The organism is Gemmatimonadota bacterium (assembly GCA_026705765.1).
Lineage (GTDB): Bacteria > Latescibacterota > UBA2968 > UBA2968 > UBA2968 > VXRD01.
On record JAPPAB010000104.1, the window covers coordinates 172,236 to 196,004 of the forward strand.

13 protein-coding genes are annotated in these 23,769 nt (G+C 51.4%); 3 read left to right on the forward strand and 10 right to left on the reverse strand.

Annotated features, from left to right (window positions below):
- Positions 1-207: 207 nt before the first annotated feature.
- Together OXH16_14630 and OXH16_14635 are read left to right on the forward strand one after the other, a co-directional pair.
- Positions 208-3,135, forward strand: a complete 2,928-nt coding sequence (locus tag OXH16_14630; GenBank protein MCY3682634.1) for a putative Ig domain-containing protein — start codon at positions 208-210, stop codon at positions 3,133-3,135.
- A gap of 41 nt (positions 3,136-3,176) precedes the next feature.
- Positions 3,177-3,962 carry a hypothetical protein gene (locus OXH16_14635; protein ID MCY3682635.1) on the forward strand — a complete coding sequence of 262 codons (786 nt, stop codon included), beginning with the start codon at positions 3,177-3,179 and terminating at the stop codon, positions 3,960-3,962.
- A gap of 138 nt (positions 3,963-4,100) precedes the next feature.
- Here OXH16_14635 and OXH16_14640 read toward each other — a convergent pair whose 3' ends face one another.
- The 3 genes from OXH16_14640 to OXH16_14650 all read right to left on the reverse strand — a co-directional run bounded on the left by OXH16_14640 (position 4,101) and on the right by OXH16_14650 (position 10,935).
- Positions 4,101-5,222 (reverse strand): PorV/PorQ family protein, encoded by a 1,122-nt coding sequence (locus OXH16_14640; GenBank protein MCY3682636.1) that lies wholly within the window; start codon positions 5,220-5,222, stop codon positions 4,101-4,103.
- 19 nt (positions 5,223-5,241) lie between these two features.
- A complete protein-coding gene (locus OXH16_14645; GenBank protein MCY3682637.1) occupies positions 5,242-7,461 on the reverse strand; it encodes a hypothetical protein in 2,220 nt (739 codons plus the stop codon).
- A gap of 126 nt (positions 7,462-7,587) precedes the next feature.
- Positions 7,588-10,935, reverse strand: a complete 3,348-nt coding sequence (locus OXH16_14650; protein MCY3682638.1) for a TonB-dependent receptor — start codon at positions 10,933-10,935, stop codon at positions 7,588-7,590.
- 191 nt (positions 10,936-11,126) lie between these two features.
- Here OXH16_14650 and OXH16_14655 point away from each other — a divergent pair, with 191 nt between their 5' ends.
- Complete coding sequence (locus OXH16_14655) at positions 11,127-12,671, forward strand: hypothetical protein (protein ID MCY3682639.1); 1,545 nt, start codon at positions 11,127-11,129, stop codon at positions 12,669-12,671.
- A 51-nt stretch (positions 12,672-12,722) separates the two neighbouring features.
- Here the strand turns inward: OXH16_14655 and OXH16_14660 are convergent, their stop codons facing one another.
- From OXH16_14660 to OXH16_14690, 7 genes are all read right to left on the reverse strand, one after another.
- The gene (locus tag OXH16_14660; protein ID MCY3682640.1) at positions 12,723-13,064 is read right to left on the reverse strand and encodes an STAS domain-containing protein; all 342 of its coding nucleotides are present in this window, start codon (positions 13,062-13,064) and stop codon (positions 12,723-12,725) included.
- A 165-nt stretch (positions 13,065-13,229) separates the two neighbouring features.
- A complete protein-coding gene (locus tag OXH16_14665) occupies positions 13,230-14,807 on the reverse strand; it encodes a winged helix-turn-helix transcriptional regulator (protein ID MCY3682641.1) in 1,578 nt (525 codons plus the stop codon).
- A 346-nt stretch (positions 14,808-15,153) separates the two neighbouring features.
- Positions 15,154-15,978 (reverse strand): hypothetical protein, encoded by an 825-nt coding sequence (locus tag OXH16_14670; protein ID MCY3682642.1) that lies wholly within the window; start codon positions 15,976-15,978, stop codon positions 15,154-15,156.
- Between the two features lie 37 nt (positions 15,979-16,015).
- Positions 16,016-17,083: a Zn-dependent alcohol dehydrogenase gene (locus OXH16_14675; protein MCY3682643.1), complete on the reverse strand. Its 1,068-nt coding sequence runs from the start codon at positions 17,081-17,083 to the stop codon at positions 16,016-16,018.
- Between the two features lie 24 nt (positions 17,084-17,107).
- On the reverse strand, positions 17,108-18,400 hold the full coding sequence (locus OXH16_14680) for an amidase (GenBank protein ID MCY3682644.1): 1,293 nt from the start codon (positions 18,398-18,400) through the stop codon (positions 17,108-17,110).
- A gap of 18 nt (positions 18,401-18,418) precedes the next feature.
- Positions 18,419-20,350, reverse strand: coding sequence for a hypothetical protein (locus OXH16_14685; GenBank protein MCY3682645.1), 1,932 nt, complete (start codon positions 20,348-20,350; stop codon positions 18,419-18,421).
- 9 nt (positions 20,351-20,359) lie between these two features.
- Positions 20,360-23,767, reverse strand: coding sequence for a GWxTD domain-containing protein (locus tag OXH16_14690; GenBank protein ID MCY3682646.1), 3,408 nt, complete (start codon positions 23,765-23,767; stop codon positions 20,360-20,362).
- Positions 23,768-23,769 lie beyond the last annotated feature (2 nt).

The following is a 23,769-nucleotide window of genomic DNA, read 5'->3' on the forward strand; positions in this document are numbered from 1 at the left end:
TTATATAGCCTGTCTTTCAAATAATGAATTAGACTTCTATAATTTATTTAAACTATAAGGATAGGTGATAACCATGTAAGCGTGATGATCGCAAGCAGACCATCGCAGTTAGTCCTTTATTCATTCATAAGAATACGGGTCCTTTTTTTGGGATCGCATTCAATTTTTGAGGGTATTTCTTTTTATATTTTCGGAGGAGTGGCATTTATGAAATTAAACCTAATGTGTTTGAGCGTTTTAATCGTTCTACTTACCGGACAAGCAGGCAGGGTACAGGCTAATGACGATCTTCTTTTAGCCAAAAAGTTTGCGCCCATCTTACTATTACACAGTGCCAAAGTAAATGGCACACAGTATATTCCCCAGGCACCAGAATCTGTGAACATCGTTGGCGCAGATGATTGGAGAAATATATGGTTTAACGTAAAAAAATATACCTCAACAGGTCAACTTGCTGTTGAAGATGAAATTTCTGCTTCTGACTGGAAAAAGAACTTTACCGGTACTTATTCAACAACTAATGGCACAGGCATCAATTATAGCAATGGAAGTTATGCAAATCTCAATCCTGAATTTGAAGCGACAGGACGTTGGAGCCATTTATCACATCCCACAGATACTTACCAAGTCAAGGCACATTTCGATTTTGCTGGAACGGATATAAACGGGTCAGACTTTGATCGCAATGCTCCTGCCCAGGGAAGTTGGGAGAAACATTATAAAAGTGTAAGGGATAGTTTTCCCAATACGATTTACGCTCACATATTTACTGAAGATGGCGGCAGTCGGAGGGATGTCATTCAATATTGGTTTTTTTATCCGTATAATGATTGGATAAATAATCACGAAGGGGATTGGGAACACATAAATGTTATTGTGTCGAGTCGCAATCCCACAATTGCAGTGGCTCAAGAGATCGAGTTTTATTTTCATGGGCAAGCCATGAGTCGGAAAGCGAAATACGGAAACAACGGACCTGCAAAAGCAGATTATCCTGGGCAGTTGGGCTCTCCCGAAGTGCCTCTTGTAGGAGATAGACCGCTTGTGTATGTAGGAGGCGGAAGTTTGTTTAGTGCCCTAATTCCAGTACCAGGAGTCGGTTTTTTGAATCCTATCATTGATTGGGTCGGCCCCACATCGGAGTCAGGCCTACAAAGTGGTGGCAGTTATCCTTATAGGGCATTATGGTTTGAGCCTCAAGGGGGCATCCTTGGGCCTGTGACAGACAATTACGAATACCCCAATGGTCTCTTTTCTGAAGTCATTGATAATGCTGAAATTGTCTTGATTCCCAACAAAACAGATACATCAGCCCCTGATTGGTTAAAAGCAAATATTAAATGGGGACATTTAGAGGTTTCCAGTCCTGGTGGTAGAGAGAATAAGGCGCCATCAGGTCCAGCTCATAAAGGTAATTGGGAGAAAACAATTGCGACTGGCTCTGTTGCGTCGGATAAAGTTTATAGCCGAAAGCCTCTAATATCTTCCATAGATCCAAATACTATATACTCCTCTTACCAATTTACTCCGCCAGTTGTTTCTGGAGACCAAACCTGGAACGGTAATATCACTATATGCGGAGATATCACGGTCTTACACGGAACAACACTGACCATTAGTCCCGGAACAACTATTAATTTTGTCCAGAATTGGGATATCAATCAGTCTGGTCGACTAAATTTTAACAAATCAGAACTGAACATAAAAGGAAAATTGGTTGCAGATGGCGTTATTTTTCAATCTGAACCTCTGCAAAATTTGTCAAGGACAAATACTGATTGGTCAGGCATTGTCGTTTCGGAGGGAGGAGGTTTCGATATAAAAGACAGCACAATCCAAAATTCCATCTATGGGATATACCTGGATGGTGCGCCTGCTTCTGCTACTATTGAGGAATATCTAAATGAGGCAATTACACCTATACAGGTAGGAGCATCTGGTCCGTATTCATTATCTGGTGCGCCTGCAGGTATCTCTATTTCATCAACGGGAAGTATCACTGGCACACCTACCCAAACCGGTACTTTCAATGTGACTGTGACAGCGCGAGATGCTGACAATAATGTTGTAACGCATTCTTTCACTCTGCGTGTTATTCAGCGACTGGTGGTATCGCCAATATCGAATGTGACAGCGACTCAGAATAAAGCAATTACATCTATACAGGTCAACGTATCAGGCGGTCAGACGCCCTATCAATATTCATTATCCGGTGAACCAGAAGTTATCTCAATTTCGTCGAGTGGCAGCATTACTGGCACACCAACAGAGGCTGACACATTCACCATTAAAGTGAAGGTACAAGATGCTAACAGCAAAGCAGATTCCACATCGTTTGATATGACTGTTTCTGCTGATCCCACGATTCTGAACGTTGATCCAATATCGGATATTACAGCGACTCAGAATCAGGAAATTACCCCCATACAGGTCTCAGCATCAGGGGGTCGAGGGAACTATACATATTCCATAGAGAGTGCCCCGCAGGAGGGAGCAGGACTTTCTATTTCAGATAGTGGTCGCATTACAGGCACTCCCACAGCGAGTGGGACTTTCACAGTAACAGTGACTGTGAGTGATGGCAGTGGTGGTGCGACAGGCACTGCGGCTCCCACAAAGGTAAAGCGTTCTTTCACTATGACGGTAAATGCGCCTGCGTCCAAGCCCGTTTCGTCAGCACTGACAGTCGCAGGTATAGATGATATAGCAGTCAAGATCAGTGCTGTGACGAACAGCGCTATTACTCCTATTCAGGTCTCAGCATCAGGGGGGCAGACGCCATACACGTATGCCCTGTCCAGCAACCCTGCTACGGGTTCTGGTCTTTCTATCAATTCGAGCAGTGGACAAATCACAGGCACACCCACACAGACAGGAACTTTCACACTTACTGTGACTGTGACCGATAATGCAAACACGACTGCAACGAATAGTTTTTCTATAGCTGTCAGTCTGATCGGCGATTTTAATAGTGATGGCGCGGTCAATTTATCAGATCATTTGCTATTTGTGGCGACGTTTGGTAAATCAGAAGGCGAGGATGGTTTTAATGGTGATATGGATTTGAACGGCGATGGGACCATTGATACTGCCGATTTTCTGATATTTTCGAGTCACTTTCCCAATGATGGTTGATTTTTTCAGGATAGAAGACTGTTTTTTGTCAGGAGGAATACATGACACATATAGTAGCAATCGTTCTGATTTTAGGTCTATGTCTGCCACAGACCTTGTTGTCAGGGGTGATCCTCGAAGCTGGTGAGGCTGACAGCAGCAAGGTTGAAGGCGGTGTCTATGCCGAGGTCATCTATAGGACGGATGAACTGGATCAAGTCTCAGGGAAGTGGGAGAAACTGGACACGGCACAAGGATATATTAAAGCCGTTGATCGAGAGAGTTTGACCATTGGACGCGGTCTTTGGAAGGAACAGATCACCTTTGAGCGCATTCAAAGCCTAATTGCAAAGGCAGATGTAGCACCAGATACAGTGCAGATAAGTCATGTGGATAAAAGTAATGTAGATCTTTATTTTGGTGAATCTTTGTTGGGTTTTCTGGGTGGTCATGTGGTCGGATGGTCAGGTTTTGTCTGTGTAGCTTTGACTACTCAGACACTTTCATTAGATAGCTTCATTATTGGTTCGATGTTCGGCGTTGCAGGCGGTGTGTATTTACCTCAACGCAACAAACGGTTCAAAAGTTTTGTGGGCGCATTGTCTGGTAGTGTTTTGGCTGGAAGTTTATACTGGAAATTATTAGGGGAGGATCTTGCAAAAAAAGATCTTATTTTAGTCGTTCCTGTACAGGTTCTTGGCAGTATTGTCGGAGAGTGGGGAGGAAGAAAACTTAGAAGCATAAGATCAAAAAATAAGCGTGATGATCGCAAGCAAGACATCGCGGTTAGTCCTCTGTTCATTCATAAGAACACGGGTTCTGTCTTTGGGATCGCATTCAATTTTTGAGGGTATTTCTTTTTATATTTTCGGATTTTGTGATATTTTCAAGATTTTCGATTTTAAGTAGCTGCCAGTATCTTTGTAGTCTAAACAAAAACGGCGATGGAAATACATCCACCGCCGTTTTTTTGGTTTAAGGGTTAATCAGAAACTAATCGCGGCACTCACCATCTGCACGGGATCGGTGAAAGTCGTATTGAAATGCTTGAACGCATAATCGATGCGAACGCCTTTCCCTGCCTCGGTTTTGTAATCAATACCGGCACCGAACGAATAATCTTCCAGATCGTGATTGTTCTTATACCCACCGCGCAGGGAAAAACCCATCGCAGAGGTCGCCTGCTTGAACCGATATTCTACACCCACAAGCGTGCGCTCGTCGAAATCTATCGGACTGTGGATCTCAGTGACCAAATTCAGATGATGCGGCACAGGGATTCGGCCAAACAGCGAAATCATATCGAAGACAAAACCCAGACGGAACGACCGGGGCAACTCGAAATGCTCGCGCTGGAACTGAGACTCTCCTCCCGGACTGAAATTCCGCACACTCATAGCAATCACCATATTCCGGAATCCCGTATTGAAATAGGTCCCGATATCCACGGCAAAAGCATTGAGATCATTCGACTGAGTTTGCCGACTGCCAGCGACAAAGACCTCACTCGATCCCAGACCCTGATGAGCGAAACGCGCCATTGCCCCTACCGAAAATCGATCGGTAATCTGAAAACCCCAGCCTGCGGACAGGGCGTAATTCGTCGTAGTAAATGTACCCGTCTCCGTGAACCCTACACTGGCGGGATCGGGATTGATCTTAGTACCATTGATCTCTCCCGCGCTGTGCGTGACAAAGCCCACGCCAAAGGTACCCGGTGCATTTGGGAGTTTGAAAACCGCACCGGCAACCTGGTGATTCGTTTCAAAAATCCATTGGGCATGGGTAAAAAACGCCTGTCGTTCGTGTACGAACCCCAGCAGACCCGGATTTAGAAACACCGCACCCGACGCATCGCCGATCAGACCCGCGCCCGCATCGGCCATTGCGGCTCGCCGCGCATCTGTGGAAAATCCGAGAAACACAAAACCGCTCTGCGCGGATTTCACGCCCGAAGGTCTGACTTCTTCCTGATTTGGATAAATGGGTTCCAGATCGCGAATCTTTTCGCCGCCGAGAACCCGGGGATCTTCAAATTGTGCATTGGCCTGCACGCCGGAAAGGACGAATGCCAGCAGACAGACCCAGATAATATTATGTAATTTCACAACAGCCTCCTCGTCTGACCTACCGAATAACCACGAACTTCTCGATATCGGTTTCGCCCGTGTCGGGATTGGTAATATGCGCTACGTACACGCCACTGACAATAAACTGGTTGTTGTCATTTGCCATCAGCGGCCACTCCTCGTCGCCCGAACCCGAAACGTGATCGAGCCGCGTGACCAGGTCGCCCTGAAGCGTAAAGATCCGAATAATGGCCCGAGCGGGCAGATTCACAAAGAGCAACTTGTTGGGCTGCCCCGTGAAGTTAAAACCGCCATCCGACAAATTGCCACCCAAAATACTGTAGGGATTGGGCACGACGCGAACGCTTGTCAGATCGTTGACAGGAGCAGAAAATGGACTCACGCCATTGCCGAGACCGCGCGTGGCAAAAATACTGCTCTCTTGCCCATCGGCATCCACAGCCGTCACTGCGTAGAAATACCGCTCGCCGCGCACGACATCTGTGTCGGTATAGCTGGTTCCCGTAATAAGCGTATTGCCATTGACCGCTATCGGAGGATCGGGCAAATTGGTCTCATGACCGACCATCTTGTAGAGATTGTAGCCCACGGCATCGGAAACCGCCGACCATTCGATCTCATTTTGCGCGGGACCCGATTTGTAAGCCACATTGGAAGGCCACGACGGACCGAGGGGAAGACTCGGCGCCATCCCGATGGGCCACGACACTTCCTTGCCCTGCACTGTGCCGTTAACCGTGCGGCGATTTGCCCATGCCTGTCGCGCCAGTTCCACGCCCTTCATCAGTGAATCCTGTCCGCTATTGAGAAAAGCCTCTTTCTGATCAAAAGAAATCGAACCATTGGCCCACTGCGCGCCAACGCGCTTGTTCTCATCTGCATGCGGGCCAGCCACGACCCAGGCTTCTACGATATGAACCCACTCTCCGGGTTTCATATCCCACGGTCCCCAGGTCATCTGAAATGCCCACATATCGACAGACGTGGGTTGGTAGTCGGGCGCGTCACTCTGGAAAATGCGTTGATCGCGCGTCGTCCCCGGCTCCACGATAAAGTCATAGACCTCGGGGCGGGTATTCCCATCTGAAGAGCGCCAGCTGGAGCCTTCAACGCGCTTTATCAGACGGGGTTGAGAGGATTCAGAGTTTGGATCGTTGATAAACCAGTTGTTCCCATCGGACAAATCTTCAAAAGTCGTGGGATTTTGCGAGACGTAGAGCCAGACCTTGCCCTTGTATTCGGACTCTAAAAACTCGCCAGCCGAAATCCGCGCTGCCTTGGCCAGTTCGAGTGCCTCGTGACCTTCAGCGGGCGCCGGTTCGCCGCGATCATCGCCATCCGAGCGATATCCAGCTTTGTTGGCCGAATCGGCGTCTCTTGCATAGAAGAGCTTTTGCTCGTCGTCGTAAAAATAAAGCTCATCCCATTCGCCGAGCGCGCCGAGATTTGCCGTGAAGTGGCGCGAGCCTGTCTCTACTGAACCCGGATCCCGCACCTCGCCGGCTGGACCTTGCCCGCCGCCCCTCTGGATGTACGCGTTTTGCCCGATATAAAGATTATTAAACACCGGATTGGCCGTGCTCGACTCGGGGCTCGGCGCAGAGCCGCGCGCGCCCACTCTTGAATCGGGAACATTGGGCGGATCGGGACGGCCATAACTCCGGATCAGAATAAACATCTCATCCTGCTCTGGACTTTGCCAGGCATAGAGCCTGCGCCGCTCCGTGAGACCACCCGCATACCCCACTTCGAGCGGGATCAACAGATCGGCAGTCAGATCCGGGATCACCTGATCGAGGCGGTCGGGGAAAATCGTCCACAGCGTCTGAGACAAGTTCACGCCATCTTGCGTAACAGTTGGCGGCTGGTTGCGATAAATTTTTGGCGTAAGACCATCGCCGAGTTCAAAATGCGTGCGCGTAAAATCCCGCGCGTCTTCCTTATAGTCATTTACAAACTTTGTAAATGGCTTGCCCAGCAACTCGGGCTGATCGCCTTGAAATGGCTCAAAATAGGAAGGAACATTAAAATCTTCTATGGCAAACTGCCACCACCCGTCCATAACCCGCGCATTTTCAGTACGGACATCGGGATTGGTGACACCCGTAGCCCGTCCACCCGGGGAATTGATAATGACGAAATAGTCGATACTGGGCCAGTTTCCCCACATCCTTCCGATCCATTGTGCGCTGGCATCGCTCAATGGCATGAGCAAAGCAGCGAATATCAGAAGTGTTGTAAATCGTCTTTGTATCACATTTCTCTCCTATACATTAAGACGTAAACGTGAAAAAAAATTAAAGATGCCCTCCCAGCCCCTCCCCGCACAAGCGAAGCCCGAACGGGGAAGGAGGGGTAGGTCCCAAGAAATTAAAACAGCTTCTCAGAAACTAAACCTGGCGCCAAACGTAATATCTCGCCGGTCGCTAAAGAGGAGCGAAGGACGTCGCATATCCGGAAAATCCAGGACATCGGTACCCGGTCGCTTGCCTTCTTGCAACTTGCCATTTGAATCTACTGTCCAGCCTATCGATTCCATATACGCGCGGAAGCGATTGCCAGTACTCGTGCCTTGATATACAAAGGCCTGCCCACCGCTGAAGCTCCCCACGCCACCTCTGGGCGTGTCTTCGGGCGCAGTCCCAAAAAGGTCGTTGCGATTGCCGCCGCCCAGGGTGTGCGTATTTTGGAAGTTGAGCGGGTTGGAAATCTCTACGAACAGCATAGGCGATCCCGGCATATCGAACATCTTGGAAATGCGCAGGTGCGCGGCGTATTCATCGACCCACTGCGCGTTGAGCACATTGATCAGCGAAGCATCTGCATTGCCTGGATTGTAGTTGAACCACTCTCCCGCCTCGCGATCAAGGTAGAAACCGAAATTCCAACCGCCCTTGAGCATCCGCTGTTCGCCGCCGTAATCGAGGGGCGTTCGGAAATTGCCGCCCAATTTTATCTGAGGCTTTGCCTTGAATGGCGGCGCGGCATTGTTCGGGTTACCCTCAAGCACGGTTATCGAAGGTGTTGAAACCGTCTTCGCATCGCGGATATCTTGCCACGCTGTGTTGCGAACCCGCGCCTGGCGAATATCATAAGACAAGAAACCAGTAAAGAACTGGCCCCGCGTCTTCTGCAACTTCAGTTCCAGCCCGCGCGCATCAGTCACAAAGGCATTTTGCGTGTTGCGAGGAGCGCCCGTGTTAAATGCGCCCCTGATCCGCACGGCGGGCCAGGCTTCGTTCTCGCCATCTTTGAAATAAACCGTTCCCGTCAAAAGATACTGCCCCTGGAAGCTGCGTTCATATCCCATTTCATACTGAATCGTGCGCTCCATCTTCATCCACGGATTGCCAAAAAACTCCAGCGACTGTCCCAAACCGCTCTGCGTGCGATACATATCGCGTGTGTTCACAATCTGGTTAAAGTGCCCGTAGTTGATGAACATTTTGCTCAAATCCGTAATCGGATAAGACGCGCCAAAACGGGGGCTGAAAGCCCAATCAGTTGGCGGGCGCACCTTGCGCACCGCGCGATAAACAGCTTCGGCATCTCTGCCAAACCACGGGAAATGGGTTTCATTTGGAAGGTCAAAATAAAGGTCGGGGCGATGCCAATCCAGACGAACACCGGCATTGACTACGATATCGCGATACTCCATCCTGTCCTGGAAAAAGACGCCGCCGAAGATCGGGGTTTTCACAAAATAGTTGTTGTGGTCACCCGTAGCGCCGCCCGACGGCACATCCGATTCATTGAAAACGCCATCCCCGTTGATATCGCCACCACTGGGCAGGTCCGGATCGCTGCGCCCGGTCCACGGAAAGACCACGTCATCGGTTGAACTGACGCGCGGGCCTTCGTACTCATCCTTGTAAATGGGATCGCTGAACTCGGGAACTGCGGCTGGCACCATACCCCGATTTTCGTGCAAATTGAAGTGATGCACCTGCACACCGGCTTTAATCTGGTGATGCGGGGTAATCTGGCTGGTGAAATCAGCCGTAATATCGAGATCATCCATGGTGGACCAGTCGCCTGCGCGGCTATTGCCGCCACCGCCCTGCATTAGGAAAAGACCGAGAATATCCTGACCACCGGGCTTGTAATTCCAGCCAAAGGGCGCTTCGTTTAGAACCACGGCACCCCGCGATCTGGCCGCATCGGCACTATTCTCATCAACCTGTTCCATCGAACCATCTGTGTGGATGGCCATTGCGGGCGCGTTGGTCAGTTTTTGCGGATGCCATTGCGTAGTCCAATCCACATTCCCAAACCGCGCCGTCAAGTTGTAAAACGTCTTGGCCGACAAAGTGTGTGTCCAGGAGACCAACCCGTGATTGCGCTCAATTTGCATCTTCTGGTAATCGGCAGCGGGCATAAACATGCGCGAATGGGTGTAGTTCTCAAAAACCGCCTGCTGTGTGCGCTGTGGCACGCCCACATTATTGCCCTGATGGCTCCCGTGCTGGAACCCCCGGATATACTGCACACTCAATTTGGTCGTGGCCGTGGGGGTAAACGTCAGCTTGAGTTGTGTGGTATTGTCCCGATAAGAAACCGTGCCCACATCAAAGGGATAGGCCATGCGCTCTTTGCGGCTCGACGCCGTGAATCCCACCTTGTCTTTCAAAATTGGGCCACCAACCGTAATATCCCACAAATAATCGTAATCGCGGTCTTCCGGGTTTGCGTTAAACGGACCATCGGCATACGGATCGTCTCCGTCATGACTCCGATGCTGCCAGGCCCATATCCCTCTGGCCTGCTCAACAGTGGTAATGGGATCGCCACTTACGCCAGCCGTCCATTGTGTGCCACCGGCTGTGCGATTTGCGAGTTCCTGATTCCAGCCAATAAAGTCCGGCTCACCATCTCCATTGCGGTCCTCGGTAGGACTATTGGACTGAAAACGCCCCACATCCCACCAGTTTTCTTCAGAATAAAGATTTGGCCCAAAGTGCTTCTTGCCAGCGGGATTGTACGTACCTTCTGCAGAAATAAAAAATTGGCTGGGTTCTTTGGTCACAAAGTTCACGACGCCACCGCGGATATTCCCGTATTCGGCATTAAAACCACCTGTGAGCACCTGAACCTGCTTGATCGCGGTCTTTGAAAAAGATGTATAAGCGCGCTGATGGCGATTGTCCGCCGCGGTCACGCCGTCCATATTAAAACCGATGTTCATGGCGTTTTCACCGCGAATGGTGATACCCCATGCATCTTTATCTAAACCCACCTGCGTGGCAACCTGATCCCGAATGCGCGCACCAACGGGAATTGTCTCGAGTTGCTCCTGCGTAATCGCCTGCTGCGCATACGATACGTCCATCTGAACCGGATCGAGATCGGCTGTCACCACAATAGCGTCCAACTCGACCGTCGATTCCTTGAGTTGGAAGTCAACCGTCGCGGTGCGGTCTAAAAGCACTTCCACCTCGGTCTTGGAAACGCTCTGATAACCCACGAGAGAAGCTCGCACTTCGTAAATGCCCGGCGACACGCGCAAAATAAAATACTCGCCGTTGACATCGACCGTCGCGCCCATCTTTGTACCTACCACCACGACATTGGCTCCAGGCAACGGCTCGCCAGAATCCGCGTCTGTAACGCGCCCGGCGATCTTCCCCGTGGTCTGTGCATGCAACCCAACCGGTAAGGCAAGCAACACTGTACACAACAGTGCCACCCAAAATCCCGGCGGACGAAAAACATCGCTGTAAACGTTCTTCATGCTCTACCTCCTTTGGGGGTGAAAAAACTGCGACGAAAAAACAATACTGTTTTATAGCTCTACACCGAATATAAGTTTATAGACTCCAATTCCTATTGTCAAGTGAAAGTTCACCCATTATCTTACAAAAAAAAAGGGATTTATAAATATCAAATCCCCGTGAAATCCACCCTTAAACAGGCCCTCACAAAATGAAACTCTCCAACATCAACACCACCGACATCACCGACGCAATCCGCCTGGGCTGCCGAATGATGAGCAATGTCTTCAACGCGGACGACAACGACATACCCTTCTTCAGTTCCGAAGTCAGCCCAAATCCGCAACTGCGGTTCAGCGGCGTCCACACAGAATCGCACGTGCCTGGCCGACACCTCAACGCATTGCTCAACGCCGAAGATGCAGGCGGCATCTCTGTGGATCCCGATGCCATTGAAAAACACGCCAACGCCGCCTTCTTCTCCTACAGCGGACCGGTCGCGCTCCCCCTCAACCGCACGGAAATCGATGGACCGGTCAACAGCTTCACAACCCACAATGTGCGCGAAGGCTTCCACGCCCTGTACTCGCTGGTCAAATATCGAAACTCCGATCGCGCTCGCGAAATCGCCGAAAACAGCATCCGGGACATATTCGAACTATTCAAACCGGATTCGGGCTGGGACTTCAATCGCCTTGGGAATGAGCACGGCATAGAAGTGCGCGAAAATACCTTCATCACCGGAATCGCGCGATCAATCGGTCCCCTGGTCAAATACTACCGCGCCACGGGCTATGGGCCTGCGCTCGAACTCGCCGTAATCCTGAAAGAAAAGACGACCCGCGAATTCTTCCTCGAATCGGGCGCTTACGACCGCGAGAGCTTCGGACCGCATACCCATTCGACAACCTGCGTCATGTCTTCGCTCGCCCAACTCGCAGACCTTCTCGACGACGCACAATTGCTCAACCGGGTCAAGGCATTTTACGACAATGGACTGTGGGAAATCCGCGATGAAATTGGATGGGTAATCGAGAATAGTGGAGATAATGCGAGTCCCAACCGCGGAGAGATCAACAACACGGGCGATATTGTCGAAACAGCCCTGGTACTGGGCAGAAAGGGATATACCGAATACTTCGAAGACGCCGAACGCATCACGCGATGTCACATATTGCCCTCGCAATTGCGCGACAACAGCTTCATCGAAGACCCGCCCAATCCGCACAACATAGACGGGCTTCGCCAGGTCGCAGACCGGCATCTCGGCGGCTTCGGCTTCCCCGCCCCCTATGGTCATGCGCCCCTCGGCTTCGAGCGGATCAGCTTTAATACAGACATCGTAGGCGGAGGCGTCGGCTCACTCTGCGAAGTCCTGCGCGAAGCCGTACGCACCGAATCCTCGATCCACCGGGTGAATCTCCATTTCGATTGTGAAACCGATCATATCAAAGTCGAATCACCCTACACAAATGACTGCCTGAGAATCACCGTCAAATCCCCCGGACCTCTATATGTCCGCATCCCAACCTGGGTCAATCCGTCCGATATCGCCGACCGCTCCACGTACTCCAATGGCTATCTCTTAATCCCCGAACCTTCGGTCAACACCCCCATCGAAATACGCTTTCCCCTCGCCGAGCGCGAAATCGTATTGAAACACCGCACACGCGACATCAAAGTCCGCCTTAAAGGAGACTCCGTACTCGCGATGGAGAATCACGGCGCTGACCTGACCTATTTCGATCCTCTATAGTTCAATAACGCCAGTCTTCATGAGCGAATAGCGCGAGCATCTTTTAGTAGATCAACTGCTCTTGAATGCGTTAAGAGCCTCTTTCTGAGAGTCATAGACAGCGACCAACCGATCAAAACGCCCGAGCGCCATAACCTTGCGAATTGGATCCGATAGGGCGCAAACTCCAAATTGCTTGCCCGATGCCTTAAATTCCCTGGCAAAGATCAGAAAAATCCGAATTCCCGCACTGCTGATAAAGGATACCTGTTCACAGTCCATGATCAATGCCTGCTCTCCCGGATCAATTCCAGATTCCAGGGCACTATGCAATTCAGAAGCAGTGATACTGTCAATAGGACCACTGGGCAGTGCAATCAAGACTCCGTCTTTCCGCTCCCACTTAATATCCACTTGAATTTGCCTCTCTTAGTGAAATTTCACTCTCTACAACAGTATAAAAATAATAAACGCGATTATTCTCTCTATTCCATTCAATAACGCCAGTCTTCATGGGCGAACAAATTTTTCATTGGCCTAAAGTGCTTATATCCCCGTACTTCCTTGCTTTGAAGAAACTCACCTTAGCACCTCCCATCGACCTGCTTTGGTCGATCCGACATGACGGATGGCTCCAGCAGCACGCAGCTTTGTCAAGTGGTACTTAACCCCATCCGGCGTAAGGCCAACACGTTCGGCCAACATACGCTGAGTTAGTTCAGGCTCAGCTTCAAGTAAGGCCAAAATTCGTTCTTGGGTAGTTTCTTGGGTAGTTTCTTGGGTAGTCTTTTTTACCACCTCCCATCGACCTGCTTTGGTCGATCCGACATGACGGATGGCTCCAGCAGCACGCAGCTTTGTCAAGTGGTACTTAACCCCATCCGGCGTAAGGCCAACACGTTCGGCCAAAACACGCTGAGTTAGTTCAGGCTCGGCTTCGAGTAAGGCCAAAATTCGTTCTTGGGTAGTTTCTTGGGTAGGCATCTGGTTAGTTTTTGGGATAGTCTTAGGGGTAGAGGCACTACCAACAGGGGAATCGGTCACTTGATACGCGGAGGAGAAGGGGAACCTCAACCACAGACCGTCGCCGCCCGGTTCCAACTCCCACTTTGGCGTGGGATTGCCAGCCTCCTTGCAGATGTCCACGATCCGCCGAATGCCTCGTCCCCAGGCTTCGATCATTCCGGCTCGGAAGAATGCGTAGGCAATCCGCGGGTTATACGGTCTTGACGAAAATTCCCCGGTAAGTTGACCAGCGTCCCATTCAGGCGGCAACTGCACCGCATTCCAGATCGAGATCCGGTCGTCGTACACGCGAATCTGAATCGTGGTGGGGCTGGCGTAGTCGCGGTGAATGATGGCATTGATTACCGCTTCGCGCATAGCTTCGCGCGGTACAGGAAAGGTCTCCACACGGTAAACGCCATCGTAGGAAATCAATGCCCTCGTATATTTTGTGTACAATAAGTCCATTGTCCGATTGACCTGAGTAAACAGATCGCCTTCGACAATATCCTGATACAGCAGTTCCGAACCGCGAAAATAGCCGATCTTTACATAGGCTTCCATCACGAACTTGTCCGGCGCTGGATGAAAAAGCATTACCGCGGCGCGCTTCAGGAAATCTGCCTCTCGCAACTGAAGCCTTTCGATGACTTCCTCATCGGATTCGTTCAAAATGTCCCGTGGCAAGCGTTCGCTGTCAGCACCCCGCTGGCGAAACTCATCAAAGATACGACTATCCAGATCCTCAAGATCGACGCCCGGCAAAGGCACATCGTCCCATGTTCGGCCATATTTTTGCAACAGGAATCGGCTAAGTGCTGCGCCTCTGAGCACCTGCTTGGTGCTGCCACTTCGATAGTGAAATTCGCCCTTATAGCTAATTGGATTTGGATAGGGATCAACCGCTATTTCCAGATATTCCCCGCCATCTTCCGACTTCAGGTTCACGTCAACCACGATGCCAAGCAATGCCTGAGCCTTATTGGGAATCTCTTCGAGCAATCGGAGAATATTCTTCACTCCGACCATCTCACCCCGGTCATTCTTACCGATCTCCAGTACGCCGCCCTGAGCGTTGGCGAAGCCACAGACCCATTTCAGGTATTCGTCCCGCCACGTCTCTTTCCATTCGATGTTCTGGCTCTCGCTCATGTCGCCTTCTTTTTTTCTAACCTCGGACTGCCTTACGACTTGCCCTGTGACTTACCCTATGAAGTTGTAATCTTCCGACCTCCAGCTCTATCTTGGACCCCTACTTGGCCCCTACTTGGACCCCAACTTGCACCCCAGCTTGCACCCCAGCTTGCACCCTGTAGCGTTAATGGTATTACACGATAGGAAAACCTCAATTTGCTGTTTCCTGACAGTGAAAAGCTGCATCAATCACAGGCTTGATACACAAGCCCTAAACTCTCCACCGAAGCGGGGTAACTCCAATCTTGCTATAAGCCTCTGTGTGGTATCAACTGCAAGTAGTCTTCCACCACAAACTGCACTATCACTGACACAACTCAGCTATCATCGCCGCATTTTCGCCAAGCTGGTCATTGAACTTTTGATACATCCCCACCAGAAGAACATCATTAGATTTGATATTTTTAAGCGTAAAATCAAATTCTTCGCGAATCTGATTTCTGGAGTTAATAGCGCGCCCAGCCGCGAGAACTTTGAAGGTAATACACGGCTTATCAGTGCTGCGAATAATACCACACATGCGGTCGCGGTGTTCGCGGAGATAGATTTCACTCAGGGGTTGATGACCAAATTTTTGTTCAAATTCTTCGCGTGCCCCCTGCAAATAATACAGCGCAGTCATGTAATAGTCGATATCCCAGTCCTCTTCTTCGGCAATCTCAATAATGCGGGGATTGTGTACCGATAAACCGACCATAACACCCGTGTCGCGAATGCGCTTGAGAATATCCCGAAGATAGTCCAGGCGATTTTCCTGAAAGCACCGCCCGGCAACACCGCTTCCATGAGGTGCCATACCAATGGGATTGTGTTTGGCGGCTTCGTCGATCAGTGAAGGATCGTCATACCAGTGTCCACCTCTGCTGAGACAGAAATAATGAATCGAACCCCCTTCATCGCGGTATCGCTGAAGATCGGCAGCCGAGCGTTCGGTAAGCGTATTTTGCCAGGCATTAACACCCACTTCTTCTGCGCGACGCAAGGTCGCCATAACCTGATCCGATGTATTGGCTTCTTGCTGGTGTTGCGAAAGCAACTGATTAAAATGTGCATATCCATAGATCGGATTGTCGCCCATAATGAGACGACTGATCTGATATTGTCCAAATGGAACAGTTGGAAGACTCATCGCATTTTTCCTTATTTTTATTTTACCTGATCTCACCTCAATCAAACACAAGCACTGTCCTCGCCACTTTCCCCTGAACCATATCTTCAAACGCCTCATTGATCTCATCCAGCGGACGGAAGCGCGATATCAACTCGTCCAATTTAATCTTCCCCTGTCGATAGAGATCCAGAATCCACAAAAAATCAACGCGGGCGCGGGCAGCACCGTGCCACGAACCCATAATCGCGCGGTCGCGCAAAAGATCTGTACCATTGATGAATATATCCTCCCCAGTCGGCTGCACCCCCACCACAATTGCGGTTCCCGTCATTCGAACCGACGCGAACGCCTGCCTCACCAGCGCGGGAAACCCGACGACCTCAAACGCATAATCCGCTCCACCGCCCGTAATCTCCATGATCCTTTGAACCGGATCTTCCCTATTCGCATTCACAAAATGCGTCGCCCCAAACTGCTCTGCCAACTCCAGTTTATACGGCACATTATCCACCGCGATAATCTTCCCCGCCGAAGCGAGAACACCCCCCTGAATAACATTGAGACCGACGCCCCCACAGCCGAACACAGCCATTGTCGCGCCCGCTTCGACCTTCGCGCGATTCACCACAGCGCCGATACCCGTAATCACCCCGCAACTAATCAGACACGCTACCCGTAGATCTGTATCATCCGGCACCTTCACACACGCATCCGCCGATACAATTGACTGCTCGGTATATGTGGGCCGCCCGTGGTAATAAACCGTCCCATTTTTGGAAATGCGACTCGGCACACCTCCTGGATGTGTCTCACAAAGCGCCGGACTGCCCTCGCTGCAATTCCGGCAATAGCCGCACATCGCATCGAGAGAAAGAACAATCTTGTCCCCAACCTGAACACTGGTCACACCGGGACCGACCTCTCTAACAACCCCCGCGCCCTCGTGCCCCATAACCAGAGGAAGCCCGCGAGGCTTTACATGCCCATCCACATAGTGATAATCGCTGTGACAAACCCCAGCCCCGACAATATCGAGAAGCACTTCTCCCTCATGCGGAGATTCAATATCCACATCTTCTACAGAAACACGGGTGTGGGGTTTGTGGAGAATAGCTGCTTTCATTTTTTAACTCCTATGGCTAAAATGCTAAAGATCCCGCTCCAAAAGTGCCGCCCAGGCGAGCAACGCCTCGTCCTGGTGAAACGGGGCGACAAACTGAATCCCCAGAGGCATACCCGAATCGGACGCGAGCCCCGCGGGCAAAGCGATCACCGGCATACCCGTATGCGTCCAGGGCAAATTCATGCAGGGATCGCCTGTACTCCCCAGTCCTTTCAGTGCCGCGCCCGTCGCCGCCGGACAGGCGAGAAGATCTATCCCCTCAGCCTGCATCAAAGACTCAACCTCTGCGCGCAACTCTATGCGTCCCACTCGACCCACATCGATCTCGGATTGCGAAAGCGCGCGCCCCTCCTCGACCAGCGCACGCGTACCCGCATCATAAGTCGAGGCGTATTTGTCGAACCACGGCGCGTGAACCTCTGCCATCTCCCCCTTCATCATATTGCGATGCCGGTCATTGATATCGGCAATATCGTCGAGCATCCGCACCTCCACGACATTGTATCCTACCGTTCTAAGAGCCTGTATCTGCGCGTCAAAATCCGCCCGCGCCCGTGATTCTGTCTGATCCAAATAAGGACCTATGGGTATTCCCAACGCCGGCTTTTTCAACCTCGCAACAGAAGCGCGCCATCCACTACACAAAACCGCAGCCGCCATCTCCATACCCGCGACATCCTGTGTAAACATCCCAATCGTATCGACCGACGGAGAGCAATGAACGAATCCGGAAATATCGATACGCGCATAACTCGGCTTAAAACCGACAATCCCGCAAAACGCAGCCGGACGGATAACCGAACCAATAGTCTGCGAGCCGAGCGCCAGCGGACAATACCCCGCCGTCACCGCAGCCGCCGAACCACTACTCGATCCACCCGGTGTAAAACTCAGATTCCGGGGATTGCGCGTTACCCCCGGCTTGAAGCACGCAAACTCCGTCGTAACCGCTTTGCCAAGCACCAACGCACCCGCCTCCCGCAAAGCCTTTATACACCCGCCTTCGGGACCCGTGAGAACCTCTGACGGCACACCAGAACCCGCCCGCGTCTCAAACCCCTCAACATGAAAAATATCTTTGACCCCAACCAGAGTGCCGAACAACGGCGGAATCTCACCACTGCTCACAAGCCCAGCCGCATCATGCAACAGGCGCTGCAGACGATTCGCCTCTGGCAACATCGCCCGGATATCTCCATCCCATTCATCAATGCGTCTGCAACAGTCCGCAACATAATCCTTCAAATCCCGCTGTCCAGAACGCAACTCAGCAACGGTTTGAGCCAGCGGATGCGCCGCTGTTTTTTCACTCTTCATTTGCATAATCCCCCAAAACTACCAACCATTAATCTTGTGCCCCTGACCGGGAAACCAGATGAAATCTACAATAGCACCGCAGGCAATCGCCGCCAAAAAACCGACCACGAACCCCATAAAAAGCGGCGTATTGCGCCGGTAACTCTCAAGACCCCCAAAGCGCAAAATCAATGTCTTGCACACCCACACAATAAAAATCGACGAAATACCGCTGCGCAAAACATCGGATGCCGAAATCGCAAAACCGATGGGATGCAATGCAATCCCCGGAAAACGGTAGCGAAGCGCGTACAGCCCCAGCGTAAAAATCGCGCCAAACCCCAGCCAACCCAGACGCATCCAGTCCGTCTCTAACGCATTACTCCGAATGCGATTGGCAGTCAAAAGCCACACCCCAATCCCCCCATCGCCCGAGCCATTAAAACTCACACTGCCAAAATTATAACTCCCCACCGTGTAATTGCCCTGATAAATGATAAACACAAAAACCGCCAGCGCGCCAGCGATAAACGCCATGCCCACAGCAGGCGGCACAAGCCTCCGGCGGCGGAGACTCATAGCCCCACCAAGACGCGGAATATGCGCCAGCGTAGTCACGCCAATCGTCTTTGCATCGGCAAAAAACGTGTACGCCAGACCCAGCGCCATCGCATGCATCGGCCCAATACCCGTTATCCCCAAAACATGCCAGGTAAAAGCCTGTGCAGTAATCGGCGTTCTCAAATAAATCAGCCCCGTCTCCACAATAATACGCGCCAGACCGAGGTAAAGCACCAGCGTCGCACTCCAAAAAGCCAGCGCTGCCCACCCCGAAAGCCCGAGCTCCCAGAAAAACAACACACTGAACAGAACACAACCCAGAAAGACAAATACCGCAGTGCGATACGAAAAAAGCTCACCCGAATCATCCACATCGCCCCCGCGCGAAGTAAACGCCTTCCGAAAAACCGCAGACAAATGATCTCGCGCAATCCACAGACCCCATAAAACAAATGCCAGCAAGCCACCAAAACTCTGCCATCCCACGGCCGGATGATAAGAACACCACGGATCGGGCGACCCCATCTCAAATCCCAAACGATTCATCAGCCCCACTTGCAACACCATCACCAGATGGAAAAACCAGATGCTAAACAGCACATTGGACTCCGTAAAATAGCCAAACGCAATCGTCAGGGGATTTGTCTTAAACCGCAGATAGGGAAATCCCTCGCTGATAAAAATTTGCCGATCAATATTCGCCTGAAGCGGCGGAATCAACTCGGTAAACCAGGAAACGATATCCCATGAAAAAACTAAAAAAGCCACAAAAAAACCGATCTTGAAACGCGGATTGCGCAACAACTCCATCAGCGTGCCCCGTTGCCCGTGTTCACCCGTGAGTTCCAGCAAACCCGCAGCCAGAGGAAAAGGCAAACGCTCGTAATCCATCCACTGCCGCCGAAACACCACCATAAGACACAAATTGGCAGCAAAAAACGCCAAAAAGAAACACCCCCACCAGAAAATCGGCACGATCCAGCTACCCCAGGGAAAAGCCGCCCCTGCGGGCAAACCCTCGTAAAAAGCAACCGCAGCATGATAGTCGGAAACAACAGACCAATCGAACAAACGCGTAAGCAATGTATCTCCCCAGCCATTTTCGGTAGAGGCAAAATAGACCGGTGCCGTAATCACGCCGAGAAAATATCCCGCGAGCCACTCGCCCTGCGTCAGAGCAGAAACCATCCCCATCGAAGCGATGAGAATAAGCTCAGAAGGCGTAAGCCCCTTGTTTTTGCGAGAAAAATAGAGGTTGACCAACAGCAATAAGAGAAAAGGAAGGAGAATTGCAACGGAGAGATGCGCGTAATCTGCACGCGCAGATCGGAGAATATACGTGGTATAAGAAGGCCATAAACTGACGAGAACAGATATGAACAATCCGATGAGAAAGGCGCGTACCGTCATAAAACTTCCTCACTCACTGATAAAAAACATCACCGTCTTCTCAGCGGTTTGCGCGCCATTCAAATCGGTAATTGCTACCGCAATTTCATAACGCCCCGGTTTTGACTCGCCCGGGTCAATCTCCAGATAATTGTACTCGTCAGACCCCGTACCCGTCCGCTCATAAGAAATCGTAACAACGGCCTTTTCTTCAATACCGAGCAAGCGCCCCAGTGCCCGCAGAACCTGCACGCCGCTGAGTTTGCCTTCCCGGGGCGTAATGCGGTAATCCACGCGATATTTTGTCTGTCCAAAATCGTCGATTTTCAAATCGTAAACTTCGTAATAAATAACAACTGGCTGCCCTGTCTTATAGGTGCGCGACGGCAGTGAAATAACCTCGACGCCACCTTTGTCCGTAGCCGAAGCATCTACTTGCACCCTTCCCGCAAGCTCTATATCGCTTATCTTGAGCCCCGCGACCGCATAATCCTCTACCACGAGTTCCTGCGTATATCCACCCCGACGACCAGAAGAGGGATGATTGATCTGAAGTCCCAAATAATATCGCCCGGGCAAAATCTGAAGCGCGAGTTCATCTATCGCCAGTGTACCGGCCTCAACACCGCCCTCCTCCACGCGCACCGGCATCGGATCCAGCCTGCGATAAACCGGAGTCCAGCTACTGTCAAAAAGCGCGATACCGCGCTCAAAAACGACCTCTTCTCCCCCATCATCAATCGCATCTAAAACCGGCACCCCATAATACACCTCCAGCCGAGATTTATCATCTGCGCCCCTGAAATCTGCCGAAGCATAGTGAAAATCCAGCACGCCCTTGCCAACGGGTACATAGCGATCGGGTTGCGCGCTCACCGCCCGTGAAATAACGACCTCGGGCCGCGTATCTTCCCAAAACCTCTGGTTAAACCGCGCAATTTTTCGCCCCTGCGAAACATCGGGAAAATCGAAATCGCCCTTCGGCGTCAACGCCGTAAAAACGACTTCAATACCCCCGCCCACATCCGGATAAATCCAGTACTCCCACGGCTCACTTCCATTGACCGGATAAAGCGGTATCCCCCGCATCGGACGCTCACTCATGCCCGGACGATCCCGCCCGAAGAGTTCCTTGCCGCGAACATAAGTATTCACATCATCAGTTCTCCTGGCAAAAAACACGCGATTGGGATTCATCTCAAAATCGATAGACTCGAAATCGCTGATTGAGACGGTTTCCGCCAACTCAGTCTCGATTTCAACATCGCGCGTCGATGTGCGCAACCGACCTATCCGCGCGATAATCTCCTGCTTGGCCTCTGGCGACAGCGCCGCTATCAACCGCTCCTTTACCCGCACCACCCCCGCATCTGTCTCAAACCGAATATCCGATCTTTTACTCACATGCGCGGGTTCGCCATAGCGGATATATACATCGCCGCGCCTGTCCCATTTTCGTCCATCCTTTGAAAAATTCTGCAACGCATAAACAACGCGCCGATAGTGCTCCACCAGCCGCTCGTTGCCAGGTGTTGCCGGCGTGGGATCGCGTTTTTGCCAGAAGACCCGAACAAACTGCGCCCGCTCCTCGGGTTCCAGACGCTCGTACTCCGCCAATTCCTCTGGACCTGCCACGAGTGAAATATCTTCCACGCGTACGCGCGCCTCATCGCTAAGCGTGCGCAACTCCTCTGCAATCAGCGCGTGCGCTTTGCCCGTTTCCCCAATATTGAGATACGCCTCCAGCAGTGGATGCACGCATAAACTGCGAAAATCGGATCGCGCCTCCATCAAATCTCGCCAAATAACCGTAGCCGAATCAATACGTCCTTGCTTGAACAACACGCGCCCAAAGTCAAACCGCGCGCGCGCAAACAGGGGATCTACTTCAATCTGCCGACTATATGCAGCCGCACTCTCGGCAAGTTCACCCCTGCGCTCTAACACGCGCCCCATCATATAATAGAGAAAAGGATAGGTAGAATCACGTTCAACAGCCGCCTTCAGATATTCCAAACCCTCGCCCTTCCCTGCGAGAAAACGCGCCAGTTCTGCATTTGTCCAATACGCCGCCTCTTGAAATTTTTCAACAGCGCCATTCCAATCGCCGCGCCCCATCCTCACAATACCCATAGCATTGCGCGCCTCGGGCAAATCGGGGGCAACACCGAGTGCCTTTCGTACCCAAACCTCGCCTTCGATCAGCGCACCACGCTCAAGCGCGATCAACGCTCTGGCAGTCAACGCCTGTGCATCATGTGGATCTTCTTCCAGCACAAAATCGACCATATCACGCGCCATTCGTACCGCAAGTGTATCAGCCTCGGGCAAACGCTCGCCAAACGTCTTGTCAACGCGCTTCTTGAGCGTTCCCTCGAGACCTATCGCCCGCAACATCGCCATCCCCATCTCGCCATTGCCCAATCCCACGACCGGTGCGATATACGTCTGTGCGAAAAGTGGCACCCGTTCGAGATAATGCCCGTACATAAAAGCTGCGCGTTCCTCCACATCTACTTTCGCGTATTCCCCCACAGCCTCTGGCGTTGAAAAACGCGCCAGAATCTTCTCCATAAGAACCTGTTGCTGTGCCGTAAGCGATAATTCAACGCGAGAACCCAGAATGCGAAAATCGCGCTGTGTACGCGCAACCTGCTCACCAGCATGCGCTTCAACGCGCAGCGTATATGTCCCGGGCGGCAACCCGCGCAGCGGAATCCCCTCGACAAATTTTGCATCCGCGCGATATGTGGGAAACTCTCGCCGATGGTCAAAAACGATATGACCAAAACGGTCGCGAATCTGAAAACGCACACTGTGGGCGAGCCGCCCGATCTCGTAAAGCTCGACATAAAAGTGCAGGGGCGCGCCATCTCTGACCTCGCGCTCGGGCGACGGTAAAAGAACATGCCCCGCCTTGAGAAAGGGCTCCGCATCAAAATTCTGAAAAGACGGATCTACAAAAAACAGATCGCTAAACGCGAGCTGACCCGTCTTGTACTCGGGCACCTCAATGGAAAACACCGCCCGGCCCCGGCGGTCATTGCCCACGGCTTTGACCTCTAGAACCGCGTGATAATACCCCGCAGGAACCTGGAATCGCGCGATATCATAGACAAAGTGTTCCGGATCGTCGATCCGCTCTGCAGGAGAAAAAACGCGCTCGCCCTCTATCCTCTTGACCGAATTGCCATTCTCATCGAACAACTCGAGATGCGGCACATAACGCGCAACAAAAAGGCTATCTCCCCGTGCTTCAAACGCGAGTTGCGCCGCGGGAAAACGGATAACAACCTCTTCATAAGGACCATCGTCTCCGCGAAAACTACATGCATCAACGCCGAGCGAGAGACTGCCTTCCGAAGACACGCGTCCCTCTTCAGCAGTCGCCTGCAATGGGAAAAACGCAAAAAAAAGAAAAAGAAGTAAAAAGTGCATAA

What these genes read in the sequence shown, in the direction of transcription:
- OXH16_14675 (MCY3682643.1), bottom strand. Translation starts at nt 17,083, where the DNA reads ATGAAAGCAGCTATTCTCCACAAACCCCACACCCGTGTTTCTGTAGAA.
- OXH16_14635 (MCY3682635.1), top strand. Translation starts at nt 3,177, where the DNA reads ATGACACATATAGTAGCAATCGTTCTGATTTTAGGTCTATGTCTGCCA.
- OXH16_14670 (MCY3682642.1), bottom strand. Translation starts at nt 15,978, where the DNA reads ATGAGTCTTCCAACTGTTCCATTTGGACAATATCAGATCAGTCGTCTC.
- OXH16_14655 (MCY3682639.1), top strand. Translation starts at nt 11,127, where the DNA reads ATGAAACTCTCCAACATCAACACCACCGACATCACCGACGCAATCCGC.
- OXH16_14690 (MCY3682646.1), bottom strand. Translation starts at nt 23,767, where the DNA reads ATGCACTTTTTACTTCTTTTTCTTTTTTTTGCGTTTTTCCCATTGCAG.
- OXH16_14650 (MCY3682638.1), bottom strand. Translation starts at nt 10,935, where the DNA reads ATGAAGAACGTTTACAGCGATGTTTTTCGTCCGCCGGGATTTTGGGTG.
- OXH16_14665 (MCY3682641.1), bottom strand. Translation starts at nt 14,807, where the DNA reads ATGAGCGAGAGCCAGAACATCGAATGGAAAGAGACGTGGCGGGACGAA.
- OXH16_14685 (MCY3682645.1), bottom strand. Translation starts at nt 20,350, where the DNA reads ATGACGGTACGCGCCTTTCTCATCGGATTGTTCATATCTGTTCTCGTC.
- OXH16_14630 (MCY3682634.1), top strand. Translation starts at nt 208, where the DNA reads ATGAAATTAAACCTAATGTGTTTGAGCGTTTTAATCGTTCTACTTACC.
- OXH16_14680 (MCY3682644.1), bottom strand. Translation starts at nt 18,400, where the DNA reads ATGAAGAGTGAAAAAACAGCGGCGCATCCGCTGGCTCAAACCGTTGCT.